The 19,297-nt window shown below is 65.4% G+C and carries 13 protein-coding genes; 2 read left to right on the top strand and 11 right to left on the bottom strand.

The features are described from left to right. Positions 1 to 40 precede the first annotated feature (40 nt). From H9L12_RS09425 to H9L12_RS09380, 11 genes are all read right to left on the bottom strand, one after another. Positions 41 to 733, bottom strand: a complete 693-nt coding sequence (locus tag H9L12_RS09425) for a hypothetical protein (RefSeq protein WP_187541525.1) — start codon at positions 731 to 733, stop codon at positions 41 to 43. 95 nt (positions 734 to 828) lie between these two features. Further along, complete coding sequence (locus H9L12_RS09420) at positions 829 to 1,029, bottom strand: hypothetical protein (protein WP_187541524.1); 201 nt, start codon at positions 1,027 to 1,029, stop codon at positions 829 to 831. Between the two features lie 78 nt (positions 1,030 to 1,107). Beyond that, positions 1,108 to 1,515, bottom strand: coding sequence for a glycoside hydrolase family 30 beta sandwich domain-containing protein (locus H9L12_RS13170; protein WP_223177107.1), 408 nt, complete (start codon positions 1,513 to 1,515; stop codon positions 1,108 to 1,110). Beyond that, the gene (locus tag H9L12_RS09415; protein ID WP_223177106.1) at positions 1,515 to 2,522 is read right to left on the bottom strand and encodes a glycoside hydrolase family 30 protein; all 1,008 of its coding nucleotides are present in this window, start codon (positions 2,520 to 2,522) and stop codon (positions 1,515 to 1,517) included. Before H9L12_RS09415 ends, H9L12_RS13170 begins: the two co-directional genes overlap by 1 nt. Further along, a complete protein-coding gene (locus tag H9L12_RS09410; RefSeq protein WP_223177105.1) occupies positions 2,519 to 4,012 on the bottom strand; it encodes a tryptophan halogenase family protein in 1,494 nt (497 codons plus the stop codon). Before H9L12_RS09410 ends, H9L12_RS09415 begins: the two co-directional genes overlap by 4 nt. A gap of 11 nt (positions 4,013 to 4,023) precedes the next feature. After that, positions 4,024 to 5,877 (bottom strand): glycoside hydrolase family 3 protein, encoded by a 1,854-nt coding sequence (locus tag H9L12_RS09405; RefSeq protein ID WP_223177104.1) that lies wholly within the window; start codon positions 5,875 to 5,877, stop codon positions 4,024 to 4,026. A gap of 130 nt (positions 5,878 to 6,007) precedes the next feature. Next, a complete protein-coding gene (locus H9L12_RS09400) occupies positions 6,008 to 7,549 on the bottom strand; it encodes a TonB-dependent receptor domain-containing protein (protein ID WP_187543241.1) in 1,542 nt (513 codons plus the stop codon). Continuing rightward, on the bottom strand, positions 7,435 to 8,829 hold the full coding sequence (locus H9L12_RS09395; protein ID WP_187541522.1) for a TonB-dependent receptor plug domain-containing protein: 1,395 nt from the start codon (positions 8,827 to 8,829) through the stop codon (positions 7,435 to 7,437). The genes H9L12_RS09400 and H9L12_RS09395 overlap by 115 nt, the downstream gene beginning before the upstream one ends. A 118-nt stretch (positions 8,830 to 8,947) precedes the next feature. Next, complete coding sequence (locus H9L12_RS09390; protein WP_187541521.1) at positions 8,948 to 10,060, bottom strand: LacI family DNA-binding transcriptional regulator; 1,113 nt, start codon at positions 10,058 to 10,060, stop codon at positions 8,948 to 8,950. A 19-nt stretch (positions 10,061 to 10,079) separates the two neighbouring features. Beyond that, the gene (locus H9L12_RS09385; RefSeq protein ID WP_246450330.1) at positions 10,080 to 12,023 is read right to left on the bottom strand and encodes a response regulator; all 1,944 of its coding nucleotides are present in this window, start codon (positions 12,021 to 12,023) and stop codon (positions 10,080 to 10,082) included. A gap of 58 nt (positions 12,024 to 12,081) precedes the next feature. Beyond that, the gene (locus tag H9L12_RS09380; RefSeq protein ID WP_187541519.1) at positions 12,082 to 17,454 is read right to left on the bottom strand and encodes a HAMP domain-containing protein; all 5,373 of its coding nucleotides are present in this window, start codon (positions 17,452 to 17,454) and stop codon (positions 12,082 to 12,084) included. 209 nt (positions 17,455 to 17,663) lie between these two features. On the opposite strand from H9L12_RS09380, the gene H9L12_RS09375 reads away from it, so the two are divergent. Beyond that, positions 17,664 to 18,356 carry a pirin family protein gene (locus tag H9L12_RS09375; RefSeq protein ID WP_187541518.1) on the top strand — a complete coding sequence of 231 codons (693 nt, stop codon included), beginning with the start codon at positions 17,664 to 17,666 and terminating at the stop codon, positions 18,354 to 18,356. Positions 18,357 to 18,464: 108 nt separating this feature from the next. Continuing rightward, positions 18,465 to 19,280, top strand: coding sequence for a hypothetical protein (locus H9L12_RS09370; protein WP_187541517.1), 816 nt, complete (start codon positions 18,465 to 18,467; stop codon positions 19,278 to 19,280). Positions 19,281 to 19,297 lie beyond the last annotated feature (17 nt).

The following is a 19,297-nucleotide window of genomic DNA, read 5'->3' as shown; positions in this document are numbered from 1 at the left end:
GCCAGCGAGTCCTCTCCTGGGCACCATTTCCCCGATCAGATTATCGCGCGCTGCGTTGCTGATAGGCGGCGTCGACGAGGGCGAGGCGGGCGACCGTCGGCGTGACCCTTCCCATGGTGATCGGGCCGCATTGCGGCGATTGGGCGAAGATGCGGGCCACGGCCTCGCGTTCCGCGACGCTTCCCGGTTCACTGGCCAACAGGGAATTGACCATGTCCGGGCGAGTGACTGCCTGGCACTGGGTGATCGCCTTCAACGGATAGCCGTTTACGGAGGCCGGAACTCCGACCCCCGCCAGGCGTGCTGTCGCCGTCTGGCCCGATGCGCGCAGCTTCACTTCGGCGAGCGCGGCGCGGATGAGGAGGGAGTGCATTCGCTGCACCTTGGCAACGCACGGCCCGTTGCGTTCCGCGAGACGCGACAGAACCCTCTGGTCTTCCGTGCTGCCGATCGAGACGGCGAGCAGGCGATCGGCCGCTGCGCGGTCGAAATGGTCGACACAGGAAGCGAACCGCAGGGCATTGCGATAATCGTAGGAGATCAGCGCATTCTTGTTCGCAAGGCTGGCCGCCTCCCGCTCGAGGGTGCGGTCGGAGAAGCCAACGTACGATTCGAGGCTGGGATAGATCGTTCCCTGCCGCTCCAGATAGCTCTTCGGACCCCGCGATTGGGCCGCGGCGCCGGTGGCGAATGCCAGCAAAGTTCCCGCGAGAAGTACCTGGGAAAAGCGCATCGCTCCATCTCCTTTACGATCGGCCTGTCAGTCCTTCCTTACTCCATTTCGGGAGCGGAAGAAATCGGTCGGAGGCGGGTAAGGCGATGCTTTTCCTAAGCCGCGACCGAGTGACGGAAGCTGATGACGCTAAGACCCAGCTCGTAAGCCTTGCTGCGGACGTCGTCCTGCGAGCGGCCGAGGTAGCGAGCAATCTCCGGCATTGGCGTCTCGCGGGCATGGAGGCCGCGAAGGACGGCGCAGTCCTCCGACGTCCAGGGGGACGCGAACATGAAATTCTCGTTGGTGGCACTCACGGCGACTTCCTCTCGGCCAGCATAAAGCGCCGCCGCGATTCACGTTCCGTCGACTCTCGGACTTATGCCGAAAATTCTCTAACGGCGGCGAGGAGGCAGGGTGAGCGTCGCTACCGCGCCCGTGGGCAAGGCGATGTCATACGCCTGCCCATCGGCCGCGACTCGAACCGGGCCGGTGCCCTTGGAGCGATAGAGGAGCAGGCTCAGGCCGCCGTCGGGATTTTCGAAGGCGGCCGCCTCCACATCACGCGCCGTCAGCGCGACACCGACCCGCCGCGCGCCGGTCCGGACAAAGCGGCTGGCGTGGCCGAGGGCGTAGTATTCGACGTTGCGGGTGATCGCGCCACTGGCCGGGTCGATGGTGACCACGCCCCGGCAATCGCCGCAACCGCCGTTGTGCGGACCGTATTTCGGGTCGAGCGCGAGGTTCCACAGCAGGGTCCCGCGCGATCCGGTGTTGGAAGAGCCGATGATCAGCTTGCTCATCATCCAGCCCAGCGTTTCACCAAACTTCGGCGCCCACTCGCCGCCGGAGCATTCGGTGAACCACACTTCCTTGTCGGGATGGGCGAGGCGGACCTTTTCCTGGGCGGGGACATCGCCGGCGTAGCAGTGCCAGGCGACCCCGCGATGTAGCGGCGGGCGACGGGGTCGGCGAGGACGCCGAGCGGCTGTTCCGGCTTGTCCCAATTGTGGTCCCAGTCGAGGATGCGCGTCTTGATGCCGCGCCGTTCGAGCAGCGGGCCGAGGTGCTTGCCGACCACCGCCGCGCGCTCGGCCGGTGACATGCGCATGCCGGGGTAATTCTCGGGCTCGAAGTCGGGCTCGTTCTGGATCGACAGCAGCGACGCCGGGACGCCCTCGCGACCGAACGCCTCGATTGTCCGCGCGAAATATTCGGCGAAGGAGGCGTAGTGCGCGGGATTGAGGCGGCCCTTGATCAGGCTTTTGCTGGTCTTCATCCACGCCGGCGCGCTCCACGGGCTGATCATCACGATCAGGTCGCGGTTGATCGCCAGCGCCTCGCGAGTCACCGGCAGGACATATTGCCGGGCCGGGGCGATCGAGAAGTGGCGCATCGCGGGATCGGGGACATTCCCCGGCGTGTCGTCGTAGCTGTAATGGGTTCGCGAAAAGTCCGATGCCCCGACCGTCAAGCGGGTGAACGACAGGCCGAGCCCCTCGCCCTGGCGGCCGAACAGCTCCAGCAGCAGCGCCCGGCGCCGGTCGGCGGATAGGCGGCCGATGAGCTCGGCCGAGGCGTCGGTGATCGACGCGCCGAAGCCCTGGATCAGCTGGTAACGCTGGGTGCGGTCGATCGTGACTGCCGGGGCGGGGCCGACCGGCGGGCGGGCGACCACGTCAGCCTGCCGCGCAAGCTTCTGCGTGCCGTCGGCGGTGGTGATCCACAGGCTTGCCGATGGGGGCGGGCCGGATGGCACGGTCTGGCACGCGCCGAGCATCAACGCTGCCAACAAGGTCAATCTCTTCATGCTGCCTCCGCCCTGCAAACCGCCTGGATGTAGTCGCCGTGCGCCGGCATCACCTGGACGCACCGGTCGATGGTCGACGCGATATTGCCGAGGAATTCGTCAATTTCCGCATCGCTCTTGATCGCGACGAGGGGATCCCATGCGCGCGGCATGATGCCCTGGCCGATCAGAACCTGGATCCAGCTTTCCTCCGCGAACAATTCGTCGTCCTCGCGGAAGATGCGGCCGTGCGCGCGCCACAGGTCGATCTTGCGCTGCAGCGTCGCCGGAAGCTCCATCGACCGGCAATGGCGCCACAGCTCGCTGTCCTCGCGCTCGGTCGCCCAATAGTGGAGGATGATGAAGTCGCGGGTCCGTTCCCATTCGAAGTCGGATTGGCGGTTGAACTCGTCGATCGTCGCCTGGTCGAAATGGAGGTCGGGGAACAGCTTGACCAGCCGGATCGCCGCGGCCTGGATCAGGTGAAGGCTGGTCGATTCCAGCGGTTCCAGGAAGCCCGCCGACAGCCCGATGGCGACGCAGTTGCGGTTCCACATCTTGCGCCGCTTGCCGGTTTGGAAGCGCAGGCGATTAGGCTCGGCGAGCTGCTCACCGTCGAGGCTGTCGAGCAACTGCCGCTCCGCCTCCGCCTCGTCGACGAAGCGGCTGGCGAAGACGTGGCCGTTGCCGGTGCGATGCTGGAGGGGGATGCGCCATTGCCAGCCGCCGTCGCGCGCGGTCGAGCGCGTGTAAGGCGTCAGCGGCTCGGTCCGGGCGCAGGGCACCGCGATGGCTCGGTCGCACGGCAGCCAGTGGCTCCAATCCTCATATCCGGTCTGGAGCGCCCCTTCGATCAGCAGGCCGCGGAATCCGGTGCAATCGACGAACAGGTCCGCCTCGATCCGCCGGTCGCCTTCAAGGTGGATGGCAGCGATGTTGCCGTTATCGGCCATCTCGACGCTCGTTACCTTGCCTTCGGTGCGGCGGACGCCCCGGTCTTCCGCGAAGCCGCGCAGGAAGCGGGCGTAGAGCGAGGCGTCGAAGTGAAAAGCGTGGGCGATATGGCCGATCGGGCTTTCCGACATATCGACGCGGGCGCGCATGAATTTGTTGGCCAACGACGCGGCGGTGTTGATCGAATAGTCGGCGAGATCGCGAGCGCTGCCTCGGGCGTTGGCCTGGAGCCAGTAATGATGGCAACGCAGCCATTCCCAATCCTGGCCGATCACGCCGAAGCCGTGGATGTAGCTTTCGCCCTTCTTCCACCAGTCGACGAACTGGATGCCGAGCTTGAACGTGCCCTGCGTCATCCGCATGAACGAGTTCTCGTCGAGATCGAGCAGCTCGTTGTATTTCTTGATGGCGGGGATCGTCGCTTCGCCGACGCCGATCGTGCCGATCGCTTCGCTTTCGACCAGTTCGATCTCGTAGATGCCGTGGAACAGCTTGCCGAGCAGCGCGGCGGTCATCCAACCGGCCGATCCGCCGCCGACAATCAGGACCTTGCGCATGGACCGCAGCCTTACAGGCTGTCGGCCGGACAGGCTACGGGCTGACGCGCGACGGGCAGCCGCGGGGTCTTGGTCTTGGTCCCCAGGGTCAGCCCGAAACCGAGCCGGAACTGGAACGGCCCATTGGCCGCCAGGCAATCAGCGGCCGGCCAGTCGAACGGGAGGCGACCGGTGAAGTCGAAACGCGGACCTCCGGCCCGGCCTGCAAGGAGCATGTCGGTAAGGCCAAGGCCTTCCGTGCCCGGCAGCCAGGCCGCGACGAACGCGTCCGACCGGTTGATCAGGTCATTCGCCGGCACGGGCCGTCCGGAAAACAGCATGGTGACGACAGGAACGCCCTTGCCCGAAACGCGATTCAGCGCGGCAAGATCGGCGGGATGGCGCGCGCTGTGACGAAGCGGGGCGGGGAAGACGATATCGCCCTTCATTTCCGCATAAGGCTTTTCGGCGGCGACCATGACGATCGCGGAATATCGGCGCGGGTTCACGCCCCGGCCGTCGACGCTGTAGTCGACGTTGGCGCGGCCCAATTCCTTGCGCAGCGCGGACAATAGCGTGTCGGCGTTGGGATAATCGGCGGTGACGGTGTTGTCGCCCTGCCATGTCAGCGACCAGCCCCCGGCCTGCATCGGCAGGCTGTCGGCGCCCTTGCCGACGACCAGGATCCGGCCGGTTCGCTTGAGCGGGAGCACGTTGCGGTCGTTCTTGAGCAGCACGAGCGACTTGCGCACAGCCTCGCGCGACAGCTCGCGGACGGCGTCGCTGTTCATCACCGACGGGTCGGGCCGCGGACCGGTGGCCGGCGATGCCTCGAACAAGCCGGAGCGGAATTTGACGCGCAGGATGCGCGTGACGGCGTCGTCGATGCGCTGCATCGGGATCCGGCCGGCGCGGACGTCGGCGACCGTGTTGGCGATGAACGCTTTCCAATCGTCCGGGACCATGGCGAGGTCGATGCCGGCGTTGATCGCCTGGGGGCAGTGGTCCTTGCGACAACCGGGAACCTGTTCGATGCCGTTCCAGTCGCTGACCACCAGCCCGTCGAAGCGCAGGCGCTGCTTCAATTCGCCGGAAATCAGATGCTGGTTGCCGTGCATCTTGCCCCACACCTTGCCGGTCGCGGTATCGGTGAAGCTGGAATAGCTGACCATGACCGTCTGCACGCCGGCGGCGAGCGCCCCGTAATAGCCCTGGCCGTGGCGGGCGAAGAGGTCGGCCTCGGTCGTGCGCGTTTCGCCCTGGTCGACGCCGTGGAACGTGCCACCGTCGCCAATCCAGTGCTTGGCCGTCGCGAGCACGCTGTCGGGCGACCCGAGGCGGCCTTGCAGCCCGCGGGTCATCGCCTCGCCATAGCTTCGAACGAGGGCCGGATCGGCACTGTAGCTTTCGTAGGTGCGGCCCCAGCGCGGGTTCTGCACAACCGCCAGCGTCGGCGCGAACGCCCAAGTGATGCCGGTCGCGCGGACCTGTGCCGCGGTGGCGCGGCCGATCCGCTCGAGCAGGGCCGGGTCGCGCGCCGCGCCGAACCCGATGTTGTGCGGAAACAGGGTCGCCCCGAAGACATTGTTGTGCCCGTGAACCGCGTCGGTTCCCCAAATCACCGGGATCTTGACGGCCATGTCGGTCGCCATGGAGGCACGGTAATAGGCATCCGACAGTTTCAGCCAGTCGTTGACGCTGGCCTTCTTGTTGTTGTCCGGCCAGGCGCCGCCGCCATTGAGGATCGAGCCGATATAATATTGGCGGACCTCGTCGGGCTTGATCGACCGGATGTCCGGCTGCGTGATCTGGCCCACCTTCTGTTCCAGCGTCATCCCCGCGACGATCGCGCGGATGCGGGCTTCGACCCCAAAGTCCGCCGCCACCGGGGGAGGTGACGGCGGAGGGGGGTTGGCTCCTCCGCTGGGAACCGCGCAACTCGCCAGCAAGGCTGCCGAGAAAGCGACGATTCCTGCGCGAAGAGCCAGGGGGGTCGAAGAGGCCATGGTCATGTCGTCAGAACCGCTTGCTGACGCCAAGCATCCACTGGCGGCCGAACTTGTCGTAGGTTTCCAGCGTGCGGGTGCCATTGACGTCGTAGGTCGTGCGGTACGGCGAATTGAGCACGTTGTTGACCTGCAACTGGATGCCGAAGTTGGCGAGGTTGGTGCCTTCGGGGAAGGTGTAACCGACCTGCGCGTCGAGCTGCTTGTCCGCCAGGATCATCGGATAGCCGAGGTTGGCGAACAGCGACACGACCTCGCCCTTGAACCCGGAGCGATAGCGATAGCTGGCGCGCGCCTGGAAACCGTTCCGCTCGTAATAGCCGGTCAGGTTGTAGACCCACTTCGAAAAGCCCGGCAGGATTCCGATGCTGCCTTCCGCGTTCGGCTTGAGGTCGAACTTGCTGTAGGAAGCGCTGCCCTGAACGCCAAATCCGGTCAGGATCGGGGTTAGCTTGCCCAGTTCCAGTGCGCCGCTGACTTCGATCCCGCGCACTTTGCCGCCGTCGCCGTTGGCCGGCTGGCTGATTTGTCCGATCGGGCTGATGATCACGTCATCCGGAATCGATTCCGCGGTCGACGGCAGCGGGAAGTCGGAGAAGTCCGCCGTGCGCAGTTGGGTGTAGATGTAGTTGTCGAGCCACATCTGGAACGCGCTGACGCTGAAGTAGGTCGCGTTACCGCCATACCATTCGTAGGCGACGTTGAGCAGCTTGGCGCGCCACGGCTGCAGTTCCGGGTTGCCGCCGCTGGCCGACCAGGGATTGACCGTCTGGCCAGGCGAACAGCCCGGATCCCCGGCGCAGATGCCGCCGTTGAAGCTGGGCGTCAGATTGGCGCGAAGGTCGTCCATGCGCGGCCGCGCCATGACCTTGGCCGCCGCCAGCCGCAGCCGGTGCTGGCCGGTGATGTCATACGACAGGTTCAGGCTGGGCAGGACGTCCGTGTACTTGTCGGTGATCGTCACGTCGCTGAGCGCGATCGGCGAGACCGTCTGGTTGATGCGCACGCCGCTCGACGATTGCTTCTGCTGGACGATCTGGACGCCGACATTGCCGTGCAGCGCACCGGCCTCGATGTTGGCCTTGGCCTTGAAGGTCAGGATGTCTTCCTTGATCGACCAGGCCTTGTCGAAATGCGCCGCATCTTCAAGCGGGAGCAGGTCGTAGTAGGCGTCGAGCGCATCGGCCACCTGGAAGCCGAGGACATCGCCGAATCCGGCGAAGCCGAGCGACGTCGGATCGGTCAGGTATTGCGAGTCGACCAGCACCTGCTCGCGGCCGTTCTTGAGAAACAGGTCGAGCTCGTCGACGGTCTTGGTCTTCTTGCGGTGGGTGTAATTCAGTCCCGCCTCAACGCTCTTGAGGAAGCTGCCGTCGAACTCATGGGTCAGCGCCCCGTCGAGTCCGTAGAGCGTTTCCTTGATATGCGGCGACTTCATCAGGCCGTCATGACCCCAGCCGCCCCACGGCGCGCGGTCGCCCAGCGACACCTGGCTCGCGTCGGCATAATCGAGGCCCCAGTTGGTGTACTGCGGGTGGCCATTGGCCGGAATTTCGAAGTCGTAGCTGTCGGGCGTCCGGGTCTGAAACGGCCCGGCCCGTAGCCGCCGTAGGTTTCGAGGTAGGTTTCATCCCGCTTGTTCGACGAATAGGACAGGTCGGCGGTAAAGGTCGTCCGGTCCGTGATCTTGTATTCGTTGTTGAAGCCGACCGCGAACAGCTTGTCGGTGCGGCGGTTGTCGTCGAAGCGCAGGATCGGGATGACGTTGCTGGCGGTTCCCGACACGGCGAACTGGTTGCCGTCGCGGGTTTCGGTTTCCAAGTTGGAGAAGGTGGTGCCGTCGACGTCCTGCGTGGAGAACCACTGCGCGCCGCGGTTTACCTCATGCTGCTTGAAGCGCGACCAGTAGACGTCAATCACCGAGTGGAGGCGATCGTCGGGCTGCCATTCGAGCGTGCCCATGATCCCGTCGCGGATGTCGCGGCGGTTCTGCGCGAAGATTTCCTGGCCGGACAGCGTGTAGGTCGGGCCCCCGTAGTTCTGGTAATACCAGTTCTTGGTGTGGTTGGTGTGGCCCGGGGAATCGAGGTGCGCGTAGCCGATCGCCCAGCCCAGCGTCTTGTCGGCATTGTGACCGATGTAGCTCGCGCTGCCGCGCCAGCCCCACTTGGAGATGTCGGCGTTGCGGCCGCCACCCTGGTCGTACGTCCCGCGCAGGTTCACGGCGACCGTGCTCTTGGCCTGCGATAGCGGGCGGATGGTGCGAAGGTCGACGGTGCCGGCCAGGCCCATGCCCGAAATCGACGCGTCGGGCGACTTGTAGACCACGACCGAGCCGAGCAGTTCCGACGGATACTGGTCGAATTCGACCGCGCGGTTGAAGCCGGAGCTAGCCTGCTGGCGGCCGTTCAGGAGAACGGTGGTGAAGTCGGGCGAGAAGCCGCGAACGGAGATGATCTGGGCGCGGCCGGCAACACGCTGCGCGGCGAGGCCGGGCAGGCGGGCAATCGATTCGGCGACCGATACGTCGGGAAGCTTGCCGATATCTTCGGCGGACACCGCTTCGACGATGCTGTCTTCACGCCGCTTCAGGTTAATCGAGTTGCGAACGCTGGCGCGGATGCCGGTGACGACAACCTCGCCGCTTTCGTCTTCGTTGGTCTGGCCCGGGGCGGGGGTCGGCGTGGTCTGCGCATCCGCAGGCGGGTCGGCGGGCGGCGCCGCGTCCTGGGCCCAGGCTGTCGCCGGAACCATCATCAACCACAAGGCGGTCATGCCGCTGCCTGCAAGAATTCCGCGCGAACGCGCGCGGCCGAGCCCCGTCGTAGCCATCAATGCCCTCTCCCGTCCTCCGCCGGGTGACTGAACCGGCGGACATGCTTCTCTAAAATGGAAGCGCTTCCATTCCTTGGCCGATGCGAAACCAAACTGTCAAGTTTGCCGACGTGCGTCAGGCCGGGTTGCCGCGGCTCTGCGGCACCGAGGCAACGGTCGCGGTCGATTCCCGGACGATCAGTTCGAACGGGATCAGGTTGGTCCCGGCGTTCAGCTCGCCGTTCGCAGTAACCATCCCGACGGCCAGCTCTCCGTAAGACTGGATCGGCTGGCGGATGGTCGTCAGCGGGGGCCACACGATCTGCGACACCGGCGTGTCGTCAAAGCCGGTGATGCTGAGGTCGGCGGGAAGGTCGTAACCCGCGCGGTGGAAGGTGAGCATGGCGCCGGCCGCCATATCGTCGTTGGCGCAGGCGAGCGCACTGATCGATGTGCCATCGGCAATCAGCTGGTTGGCGTTGTCGATCCCGGCCTTGAAGGTGAAATCGCCTTCACCGGCCCACGTCAGGTCGAGACCGTCGGCTCGAAGTTCGTCCTTCATCCCGTCCAGACGGGTGGCCGCGGACCGGTGGTTGGCCGGCCCCGACAGGAACCCGATGCGGCGATGGCCGAGGTCGAGCAGGTGCCGGGCAATCGCCCGCCCCGCGGCATAGTCGTCGATGCCGACATTCGGCAGGCGCCCGGCGACACTGGACGAAATGCCCGCAACCGGGACCGACATCTCTTCGATGCGGGCGATCAGGTCGGGATTATCGCAAAGCGGTGGGGGAAGGATGACGCCCGATGGACGCTCGCTGGCGACGATTGCCGAAAATCGATCCAGCAGGTCGGGTACGTCCGGATCGATCGTGCGCGACGCGAGGTCCAGGCCCCGTGCCGAGCAGGCCCGGAGCGCGCCTAGCTCGAGGCCCGAGTCGTAATAGCTGTTGGGTTCGCGGTCGGGGTTGCCGGCATGGAACAGGATGATCCTCCGGGCGCCGCCGCTCGCCAGCGCCCGAGCCTGGTGATTGACCGAGTATCCCAGCTTCGCGATGGCCTCGCGAACCCTGGCGCGAGTCTGGTCGCGGACCCCGGCGTCGCCGTTAAGAACGCGAGACACGGTCACGCGGGCGACTCCGGCCTCGCGGGCCACGTCATCGATGGTCAAACGGTCCGCGCTCACGCCCGGCCAGATGCCGCAGTCGCGGCGGCTTCGCAACCGCCCGCCGGTCAGGTCACTTGAGTGCACCAGCCGTTTTGGTGTGGCGTTAGCCGAGCACCTTGCGAAGCTCGGCGGGGCTGATCGGCTTGCGAAGTATCGTCAGCGAGGCGCGCGCCGCGGCGGTCGATTCCTCGTCGGCGTAGCCGGTCATCAAGGCAGCGCGCATGTCCGGTCGCTGTTCGCTTGCCTGGCGGATGGTCTCGATGCCGTTCATGCCCGGCATCGCGAAATCGGTCAGCAGGAGGTCGAAGCGCTTGCCGAGACTGAGGTGCTGCAACGCCTCGGCGCCGTCGGCGGCACAATCGACCGACAGTCCCATCTCGCGCAATTGCTCACCGAGCACGGTCCGGACTGCTTCGTCATCGTCGACCAAGAGGACGCTCCGAACGCTGATGTCCTTGCCCGTGGCGTCCGGCTCCACCGGCCGGTCCGCGACAGGCTGCGGCGTGGCCGGAAGCAGAATCTCAACCGTCGTTCCTTCCTCGATCACGCTGTCGATCGTGAAGCGTCCGCCGGACTGCTGCACGAATCCCGCGACCATCGACAGACCGAGCCCGGTGCCCTTGCCGGCTTCCTTGGTGGTAAAGAACGGCTCGACAATCTTGTCGATATGGTCGGCCGGGATGCCGTGGCCATGATCGCTGACGCGGATCCGTACCAGCGGATCGCTGCCGTCGGCCTCGCTCGCCACTTCGTCGATTCCGATTGTGACGCGGCCGCCGCCGGGCATGGCATCGCGGGCATTGAGGATCAGGTTGAGCAGCGCTAGTTCCAGCTGCGACTGGTCGACAAACAGGTTGCTGTTCATCATTCCGCAGCGCCAGTCGATCTCGATGGTCCCGCCGAGCGTATGTTCGACGAGGCCCGCGACCGACGTGCAAAGCTGCTGCGGGTCCACGCTCGCGGGACTGAGGTCCTGCTTGCGGGCGAAGGCCATCATCCGGCGTACCAGTTCGGCACCTTGTTCGGAGGCACGACGCATCTGGTCGACGATCTTCTGCTCGTTCGCGCCGAATTCGACCCGCCGCTGCAGGATGTGAAGACCGCCCAGCACCGCGGCGAGGAGATTGTTGAAATCGTGAGCAATGCCGCCCGTCAGCTGGCCGATCGCTTCCATCTTCTGCGCCTGGACCAGCCTGCTTTCCAGGGTCCGCCGTTCGGAAACGTCGGTCAGCGACCCGGCGAATTCCGCCCGCTCGTCGTCATGGCGGATTAGCACCGCCTGGTCGTGGAAGTGCTTGTACTCGCCATTGGCGCAGCACCACCGATACTCGATCGACCAGCGTCCTTGCACCGGGCGATCGCGTAGTGCGGCCAGGACCCGGTCGCGGTCCTCCTCGTGCAGACGCTCCTGCCACAGGCCCGGATTGGCCGTAATGTCGGAGTAGGTGAAGCCGGTCATCGCTTCGAAATCGCCGGAGACGAAGTCGGGCAGGCGAGTGTCGGATTCGTGAGGCTCCATATAGAGCAGGATCGGCAGTGACTGGATGATCGCGGCCTGGCGCTTGCGGCTGGCTTCGAGCTCCTGCTCGATCCGGAGCCTTTCAAGCTCAGCCTGATATTTGGCGTCCCGCAACTCCTGTTCCGCGCGGCTCTTCTCTTCGATCTGGCGGCGCATTTCGTAAAGGTCGACGAAGACGCCGACCTTGGACGTCAGCACCAGCGGGTCGACGGGCTTGAAGACATAGTCGACCGCGCCCATCGCGTAGCCGCGCATCAGATGCTCGGTTTCCTTGTTCACCGCCGACAGGAAGATGATCGGAATTCGCGCCGTCTGTTCGCGCGCCCGGATCAGGCTGGCGGTTTCATAGCCGTCCATGCCGGGCATGAACACATCGAGCAGGATGACCGCGAAGTCGCCCTTCAGAAGCGCGCGAAGCGCTTCGCGGCCCGAGGTCGCGGTGACGACTTCCGCAATTCCGCCGAGCACTTCGGTGATCGCCAGCAGGTTCCGCTCGTCGTCGTCAACGACGAGAATGCGGGTCTTCACCTCATCCCGTTTGCGTGGGGCGCGCGAAACCATTGGTCGGGGAGAATTCGTCATCTGGTCAGGCGACCTTACTGGGGGCGGACCGTGACTTCACCGGTTTGCGGTCGCTTTTCGAACGGCCGATCCAAACGCGCAGCAAGGCCAGCAGGAGGTCGATGTCGACCGGCTTGGAAATATAGTCGGAAGCGCCGGCGTCGAGGCACTTCTGGCGGTCCCCTTTCATGGCCTTCGCAGTGACGGCGATCAGAGGAATGTTGGCGATGGCTGGCTTCGACCGGATCCGGCGCATCGTCTCATAGCCGTCCATGTCCGGCATCATGATGTCGACCAGGGCCGCGTCGATCATCGGCGCGGTCTCCAGGATCTCGATCCCTTCCGCGCCGCGTTCGGCGTGCAGCACCTTGACGTCGTGCGCCTCGAGCACGCTGGTCAGCGAGTAGATGTTGCGGATGTCGTCGTCGACGATGAGGATCCGCGTGCCGGCCAGTTCGGGCACGGGGTCGCGGCGTTCGCTGGTCTCGGATTTCGGTCTCGGCCTGGCTTTTCGTCCGGCCGCGCGCGGGGTTTTGGCAATCTTCGCGAACAAGTCCTTCAGCACTTCGTGGCTGGCGGGTTTCTCCGTGATGCCCGCCGCGCCGATGGTCAGCGCGTGCGTCGCCTGCTCCGCGCCGGAAATGACGTGGACCGGGATGCCGGCGGTGTCGGGGTCGTGGCTCAGCAGGTCGAGAAGCACGAAACCGTCGATGTCGGACAGGCCGAGGTCGAGCGTCACCGCGTTCGGCCGAAGCTTGCGCACCATCGCGACGGTGCCCGAACCGCTGCTCGACACCACCGCCTTCAGTCCGGCGTCGTGGGCCAGGTCGATAAGGATAGACGCGAAGGTCGCGTCGTCCTCGACGATCAGGACGAACGGCTCGCCATTCAGCGCATCGCGGTCATCAGGCAGCGCGATTCCTTGAGCGACCGGTTCGCTGCTGTTGATGACGGCCGGGGCCGGCAGCGCGGCCATCCGCCCGTCCGTGGCGCGCGTCGGGATGAACAGGGTGAAGGTGGATCCTTCGCCGATGACCGACCGGACCTGCAATTCGCCGCCGAGCAGGCGGGCGATCTCGCGGCTGATCGACAGGCCGAGGCCGGTACCGCCATATTTGCGGCTGGTGGTGCCGTCCGCTTGTTGGAAGGCCTCGAAGATCAGCTTCTGCTTGTCGTCGGGAATGCCGATGCCGGTGTCGCTGACCGAAATCTCGATCGCGTCCTGGCCCTCGCGAAGAATCGGGTGGTCCGGGCTCCATCCGGAATGCGCCGGCCGGACGGCGAGGGTAACGCCGCCCTGCGCGGTGAACTTGAAGGCATTGGACAGCAGGTTGAGCACAACCTGCTGCAGGCGCTTTTCGTCGGTGAGGATGGTCGGCGGGAGCGTGTCGGCGAAGTCGACTTCGAACTGAAGACCCTTTTCAGACGCGAGCTGTCGGAACGTCCGTTCCATGTGCTGCTTGAGTCCGGCGGTCGGCATTTCGGCGAGCTCGATCGACACGGTGCCGGATTCGATCTTCGACAGGTCGAGGATGTCGTTGATGAGATTGAGCAGGTCGGTGCCCGCGCCGTGAATGGTGCGCGCGAACTCGGTCTGCTTCTCGTTGAGGTTGCCCTGCTGGTTGTCGGCCAGCAGCTTCGACAGGATCAGAAGCGAGTTCAGCGGCGTGCGCAACTCGTGGCTCATGTTGGCGAGGAATTCGGACTTGTACTTGGAGGTGAGGGCGAGCTGCTCCGCCTTTTCCTCGACCGCGCGGCGGGCCATTTCGATTTCGAAATTCTTGGCTTCGACCTGACGCTTCTCGTTCTCCAGTAGCTGGGCCTTTTCCTGCAACTCCTCGTTGGTGTTGTGCAGTTCTTCCTGCTTGGTGGTGAGCTCGGTCTGGCGAGCCTGGAGCTCCTGCGTCAGCAGCTGCGATTCCTTGAGCAGTTCTTCCGTCCGCATCGTCGCGGCGATGGTGTTGAGCACGATGCCGACCGTTTCCATCAGCTGGTTGAGGAAGCTGTGGTGCGTCTCGTTGAATTCCTCGAACGAGGCGAGTTCGATGACCGCCTTGACCTCGTCCTCGAACAGGGCCGGGAGGATGTTGATGTTGGCGGGCGCCGCCTTGCCGAGGCCCGATCCGATCTTGATGAAATCCCCCGGCACGCTCGACAGGCGCATCGGCCGCTTGTTCGCCGCCGCCTGCCCGATCAGGCCCTCGCGAAGTTCGAACTGCTGCTGCAATTGCGACCGGCTGTCGGCGCCGTAACTGGCGACGAGGTCGAGCTTGACTTCGTCCTCGTCGCGGTTGGTGACGTAGAAGACGCCGTATTGCGCGTTCACCAGCGGCGCCAGTTCCGACATGATGAGGTTGGAAATGGTGGTGAGGTCGCGTTCGCCCTGCAGCATCCGGCTGAAGCGGGCGAGGTTGGTCTTGAGCCAGTCCTGCTCGGCATTCTTGAGCGTCTGATCCTTCAGATTGCCGATCATCTCGTTGATGTTGTCCTTGAGCGCGGCCATTTCGCCGGACGCTTCCACCGCGATCGATCGGGTAAGGTCACCCTTGGTCACGGCGGTCGCCACTTCGGCGATCGAGCGGACCTGGTTGGTCAGGTTGGCGGCGAGCTGGTTGACGTTGTCGGTCAGGTCGCGCCACAGGCCGGCCGCGCCGGGCACGCGCGCCTGTCCGCCCAGCCGGCCCTCGACGCCGACCTCGCGGGCCATGTTGGTAACCTGGTCACCGAAGGTCGACAGCGTTTCGATCATGCCGTTGATGGTTTCGGCCAGCGCCGCGATCTCGCCCTTCGCATCGAACGTCAGCTTGCGCTTCAGATTGCCCTGCGCCACCGCGGTGACGACGTCGGCGATGCCGCGCACCTGGTTGGTCAGGTTGGTCGCCATCAGGTTGACGTTGTCGGTCAGGTCCTTCCACGTGCCGCCGACGCCCGGCACCTGCGCCTGGCCGCCGAGCTTCCCCTCGGTGCCCACTTCGCGCGCCACGCGGGTCACCTCGGACGCGAAGCCGTTGAGCTGGTCGACCATGGTGTTGATGGTATTCTTGAGCTCGAGGATCTCGCCCTTCACGTCGACGGTGATCTTTTTCGAAAGGTCGCCGCGCGCCACTGCGGTCGTCACGTCGGCGATGTTACGCACCTGGCCGGTCAGGTTGTCGGCCATCAGGTTCACATTGTCGGTCAGGTCGGCCCAGGTGCCGGCGACGCCGCGGACTTGCGCCTGACCGCCGAGCTTTCCTTCCGTACCCACTTCGCGGGCCACGCGGGTCACTTCCGACGCGAAGGAGTTCAACTGGTCCACCATCGTGTTGATGGTGTTCTTGAGCTCGAGGATTTCGCCCTTAACGTCGACGGTGATCTTCTTGGACAAGTCGCCGAGCGCGACGGCGGTCGTCACCTCGGCGATGTTGCGGACCTGACCGGTGAGATTGCCGGCCATGGCGTTCACATTGTCGGTGAGGTCTTTCCACGTCCCGCCGACGCCTTCGACCTGCGCCTGTCCGCCGAGGCGGCCTTCGGTGCCGACTTCACGCGCCACGCGAGTCACTTCGGACGCGAACGAGTTCAGCTGGTCGACCATGACGTTGATGGTGTTTTTCAGCTCGAGGATTTCGCCCTTCACGTCGACGGTAATCTTCTTGGACAAGTCGCCGCGCGCCACGGCGGTGGTCACCTCGGCGATATTGCGCACCTGGCCGGTCAGGTTCGCGGCCATGGCGTTCACATTGTCGGTGAGGTCCTTCCACGTGCCACCGACGCCCTCGACCTGGGCCTGCCCGCCGAGGCGCCCCTCGGTGCCGACTTCGCGCGCCACGCGGGTGACTTCGGACGCGAAGCTGTTGAGCTGGTCGACCATGACGTTGATCGTGTCCTTGAGTTCAAGGATTTCGCCCTTCACGTCGACGGTGATCTTCTTGGACAAGTCGCCGCGCGCCACGGCGGTGGTCACCTCGGCGATGTTGCGGACCTGTCCGGTGAGGTTGGCGGCCATCAGGTTCACATTGTCGGTCAGGTCGGCCCAGGTACCGGCGACCCCGGGGACCTGCGCCTGGCCGCCGAGCTTCCCCTCGGTACCGACCTCGCGCGCCACGCGGGTCACTTCCGACGCGAAGCCGTTGAGCTGGTCGACCATGACGTTGATCGTGTTCTTCAGCTCGAGGATCTCGCCCTTCACGTCGACGGTGATCTTTTTCGAAAGATCGCCCGAGGCGACCGCGGTCGTCACCTCGGCGATGTTGCGAACCTGGCCGGTCAGGTTGTCGGCCATCAGGTTCACATTGTCGGTCAAATCCTTCCACGTGCCGGCGACGCCGCGCACCTGCGCCTGGCCGCCGAGCTTGCCCTCGGTGCCCACTTCTCGAGCCACGCGCGTCACTTCGGACGCGAACGAGTTCAGCTGGTCCACCATGGTGTTGATGGTGTTCTTCAGCTCGAGGATTTCGCCCTTCACCTCGACGGTGATTTTCTTCGACAAGTCGCCCGAGGCGACCGCGGTGGTCACTTCGGCGATATTGCGGACCTGGCCGGTAAGGTTGCCGGCCATGGCGTTCACATTGTCGGTGAGGTCTTTCCACGTGCCGCCGACGCCCTCGACCTGCGCCTGGCCGCCGAGGCGTCCCTCGGTGCCGACTTCGCGGGCCACGCGGGTCACTTCGGACGCAAACGAATTGAGCTGGTCGACCATCGTGTTGATGGTGTTCTTCAGCTCCAGGATTTCACCCTTCACGTCCACGGTGATCTTCTTGGACAAGTCGCCGCGCGCCACGGCGGTCGTCACGTCGGCGATGTTGCGCACCTGGCCGGTCAGGTTCGCGGCCATCAGGTTCACGTTGTCGGTGAGGTCCTTCCATGTGCCGGCGACGCCCTTCACGTTCGCCTGCCCGCCGAGCTTTCCTTCGGTACCGACTTCGCGGGCCACGCGGGTCACTTCCGACGCGAACGACCCGAGCTGCGCAACCATGGTGTTGACGACCTTGCCGATGCGCAGGAATTCGCCGCGGAGCGGGCGCCCGTCGGTCTCCACCGCCATCATCTGCGACAAGTCGCCCTTGGCCACCGACCCGATGACGCGCGCGACCTCGGTCGTCGGCTGGACCATGTCGTCGATCAGCTCGTTGACCGCGCGAAGCTTCGTGTCCCACCCGCCGGTTGCGCCGCGAACCTTGGCGCGGTGGCCGATCTTGCCTTCCTTGCCGACGATTTTGGCCAGCCGTTCGAATTCCTCGGTGATGTTCTGATTGAGCGAAACGACTTCGTTGAACAGGATCGCGATCTCGCTGTCCTCGGTCGAACCGTCTTCCGACAGGCGGACCGCAAAATCGCCCTTTCGAAGGCGGCGAAGCGCATTGATGAGGTCCCGGCGGCTGACGCCGAATTCATTGCGCGCGGCTTGCTTGTTCACTCTGTGGCCCTCACCCGGACGTTACTGGGAGGCACCGGAATATCCCCGCGCACACCCTCCACCATCGGTGGAAGCGCAATGCAGGGAGACATTGTTCCCTGTCGCCCCAAAATTTTCGCAAAGCGTGCCGTTTCGATGCATCCAAGGGTGGCGAAGGCGGTTACATCGTTGACACTTGAATGGTTGGCGAGGGGGCGCATCTTGTCGCCATGATCGACATCCGACCCTTCGCTTCGCTGGGCCACGCCGACCACGGCTGGCTCGATGCCCGCCACCATTTCAGCTTCGCCAACTATCACGATCCGGCCCGCATGGGCTGGGGCGCGATCCGCGTGTGGAACGACGACACGATCGGCGCCCGCTCCGGCTTTCCGCCGCATCCGCACCGCGACATGGAAATCATCACCTACGTCCGTACCGGTGCGATCACCCACCAGGATTCGATGGGCAACAAGGGACGGACCGGCGCCGGCGACGTTCAGGTAATGAGCGCCGGAACCGGCGTTACCCATGCCGAATATAATCTGGAGGACGAGGCGACGACCCTGTTCCAGATCTGGGTCCAGACCGACCGCCCCGGCGCCGAGCCGGCTTGGGGCATGATGCCCTTCCCGAAGGAGGCCCGGGAAGGCAGTTTCCAATTGCTCGCCAGCGGTAATCCCGAGGACGGCGCGTTGACCATCAATGCCGATGCCCGTGTGCTCGGGGCGACGGTGAAGGCGGGGTCGAGTGTCGCCTATGCCGCCGATCCGGAACGCCACCTCTACCTCGTGCCGTCGGCCGATGTCCGGATCAACGGCGTCGCCGCCAAGGCCCGCGACGGAGTCGCGATCCGTGGCGAGCAGCGCGTTGAAATCGAGGCCGATTCCGACGCGGAATTGGTGCTGGTCGACGCACGCTAGAGCGTCCGAGACTTGCCTGACGCGCCCAATCGGGCCATGACGCGCCCGCGCATGGCCCGGGGCAGGGCAGCGCGCCTAGCGACAGGGAAAGCGAGGGTGGGGCCGGACATGATCCGATTCCGGGCTGCAAGTGCAATGCTGGTGGGGCTCGTGGCGATTGTCGCGGGCACCGCCCCGCTTGGCGCCCAATCCACCGCGCCGGCCACTACCAACGGCGTCGAGATCGCGCCGCCGCCGCCAGCGTCCGGCAACGTCGTCGGCCCGCGCGAGCTCCAGGATTTCAGCCTCGGCGGCCGTCCGGCGCGCCAGGCCGAGCCGACGCCGCCGGCGGTGACGGCGCCTGCTCCCGCGCAGCAGACGGCGGGCCAAACGGCGCCAGTGCCGACTCGTCCGGCGACAACGTCACCGACATCTCGGCAAGCCGATGCGGCCCCGTCCCGCTCGACCGCGACCCAGACTTCGACGCCGCCCGCGCCCAACATCATCGACTCGCTCGAAATCTCGCCACCGATTTCGAGCGCCGCTCCGGTGGAAACCGGCGCGCCGGTCATGCCCGATGTCGCCGCGGTCCAGGACGACGGGTCGCCTGGCTGGTGGCCGTGGCTCCTCGCCGGGTTGGCGCTCGTGGCGGCCGCGGCCTTTTTCGCATGGCGCAAGCTGCAGCCCGGGGCGGGGCAGAATGGCTATGACCGCCTGGCCTATGCCGGCGCCGAGCCAGCGCCGGTGCCGCAACCGCGTCCCGCGCCGCCGGCGCCCCAGCGGCGCGACCGTTGGAAGGTACGATCAACGCCCGAATGCCACGACCGGCTGCGCCCGCGCCCGCGGCGCCGGCCTCCACGCGACCAGCCGATGGCACGATTACCGCCCGCACGCCGCGCAGCGTCCATCCGCAACTGGACGGCGCGATCGTCTCGCGTTCGCTGAAGCCGCAGATCGAATTC

Source organism: Sphingomonas rhizophila (genome assembly GCF_014396585.1).
Lineage (GTDB): Bacteria > Pseudomonadota > Alphaproteobacteria > Sphingomonadales > Sphingomonadaceae > Sphingomicrobium > Sphingomicrobium rhizophilum.
Note: the sequence above shows the minus strand (reverse complement) of the source record. Positions and strands in the feature narration are given on the sequence as shown.

What these genes read in the sequence shown, in the direction of transcription:
- H9L12_RS09425 (WP_187541525.1), bottom strand. Translation starts at nt 733, where the DNA reads ATGCGCTTTTCCCAGGTACTTCTCGCGGGAACTTTGCTGGCATTCGCC.
- H9L12_RS13170 (WP_223177107.1), bottom strand. Translation starts at nt 1,515, where the DNA reads ATGAGCAAGCTGATCATCGGCTCTTCCAACACCGGATCGCGCGGGACC.
- H9L12_RS09415 (WP_223177106.1), bottom strand. Translation starts at nt 2,522, where the DNA reads ATGAAGAGATTGACCTTGTTGGCAGCGTTGATGCTCGGCGCGTGCCAG.
- H9L12_RS09410 (WP_223177105.1), bottom strand. Translation starts at nt 4,012, where the DNA reads ATGCGCAAGGTCCTGATTGTCGGCGGCGGATCGGCCGGTTGGATGACC.
- H9L12_RS09395 (WP_187541522.1), bottom strand. Translation starts at nt 8,829, where the DNA reads ATGGCTACGACGGGGCTCGGCCGCGCGCGTTCGCGCGGAATTCTTGCA.
- H9L12_RS09375 (WP_187541518.1), top strand. Translation starts at nt 17,664, where the DNA reads ATGATCGACATCCGACCCTTCGCTTCGCTGGGCCACGCCGACCACGGC.
- H9L12_RS09370 (WP_187541517.1), top strand. Translation starts at nt 18,465, where the DNA reads ATGATCCGATTCCGGGCTGCAAGTGCAATGCTGGTGGGGCTCGTGGCG.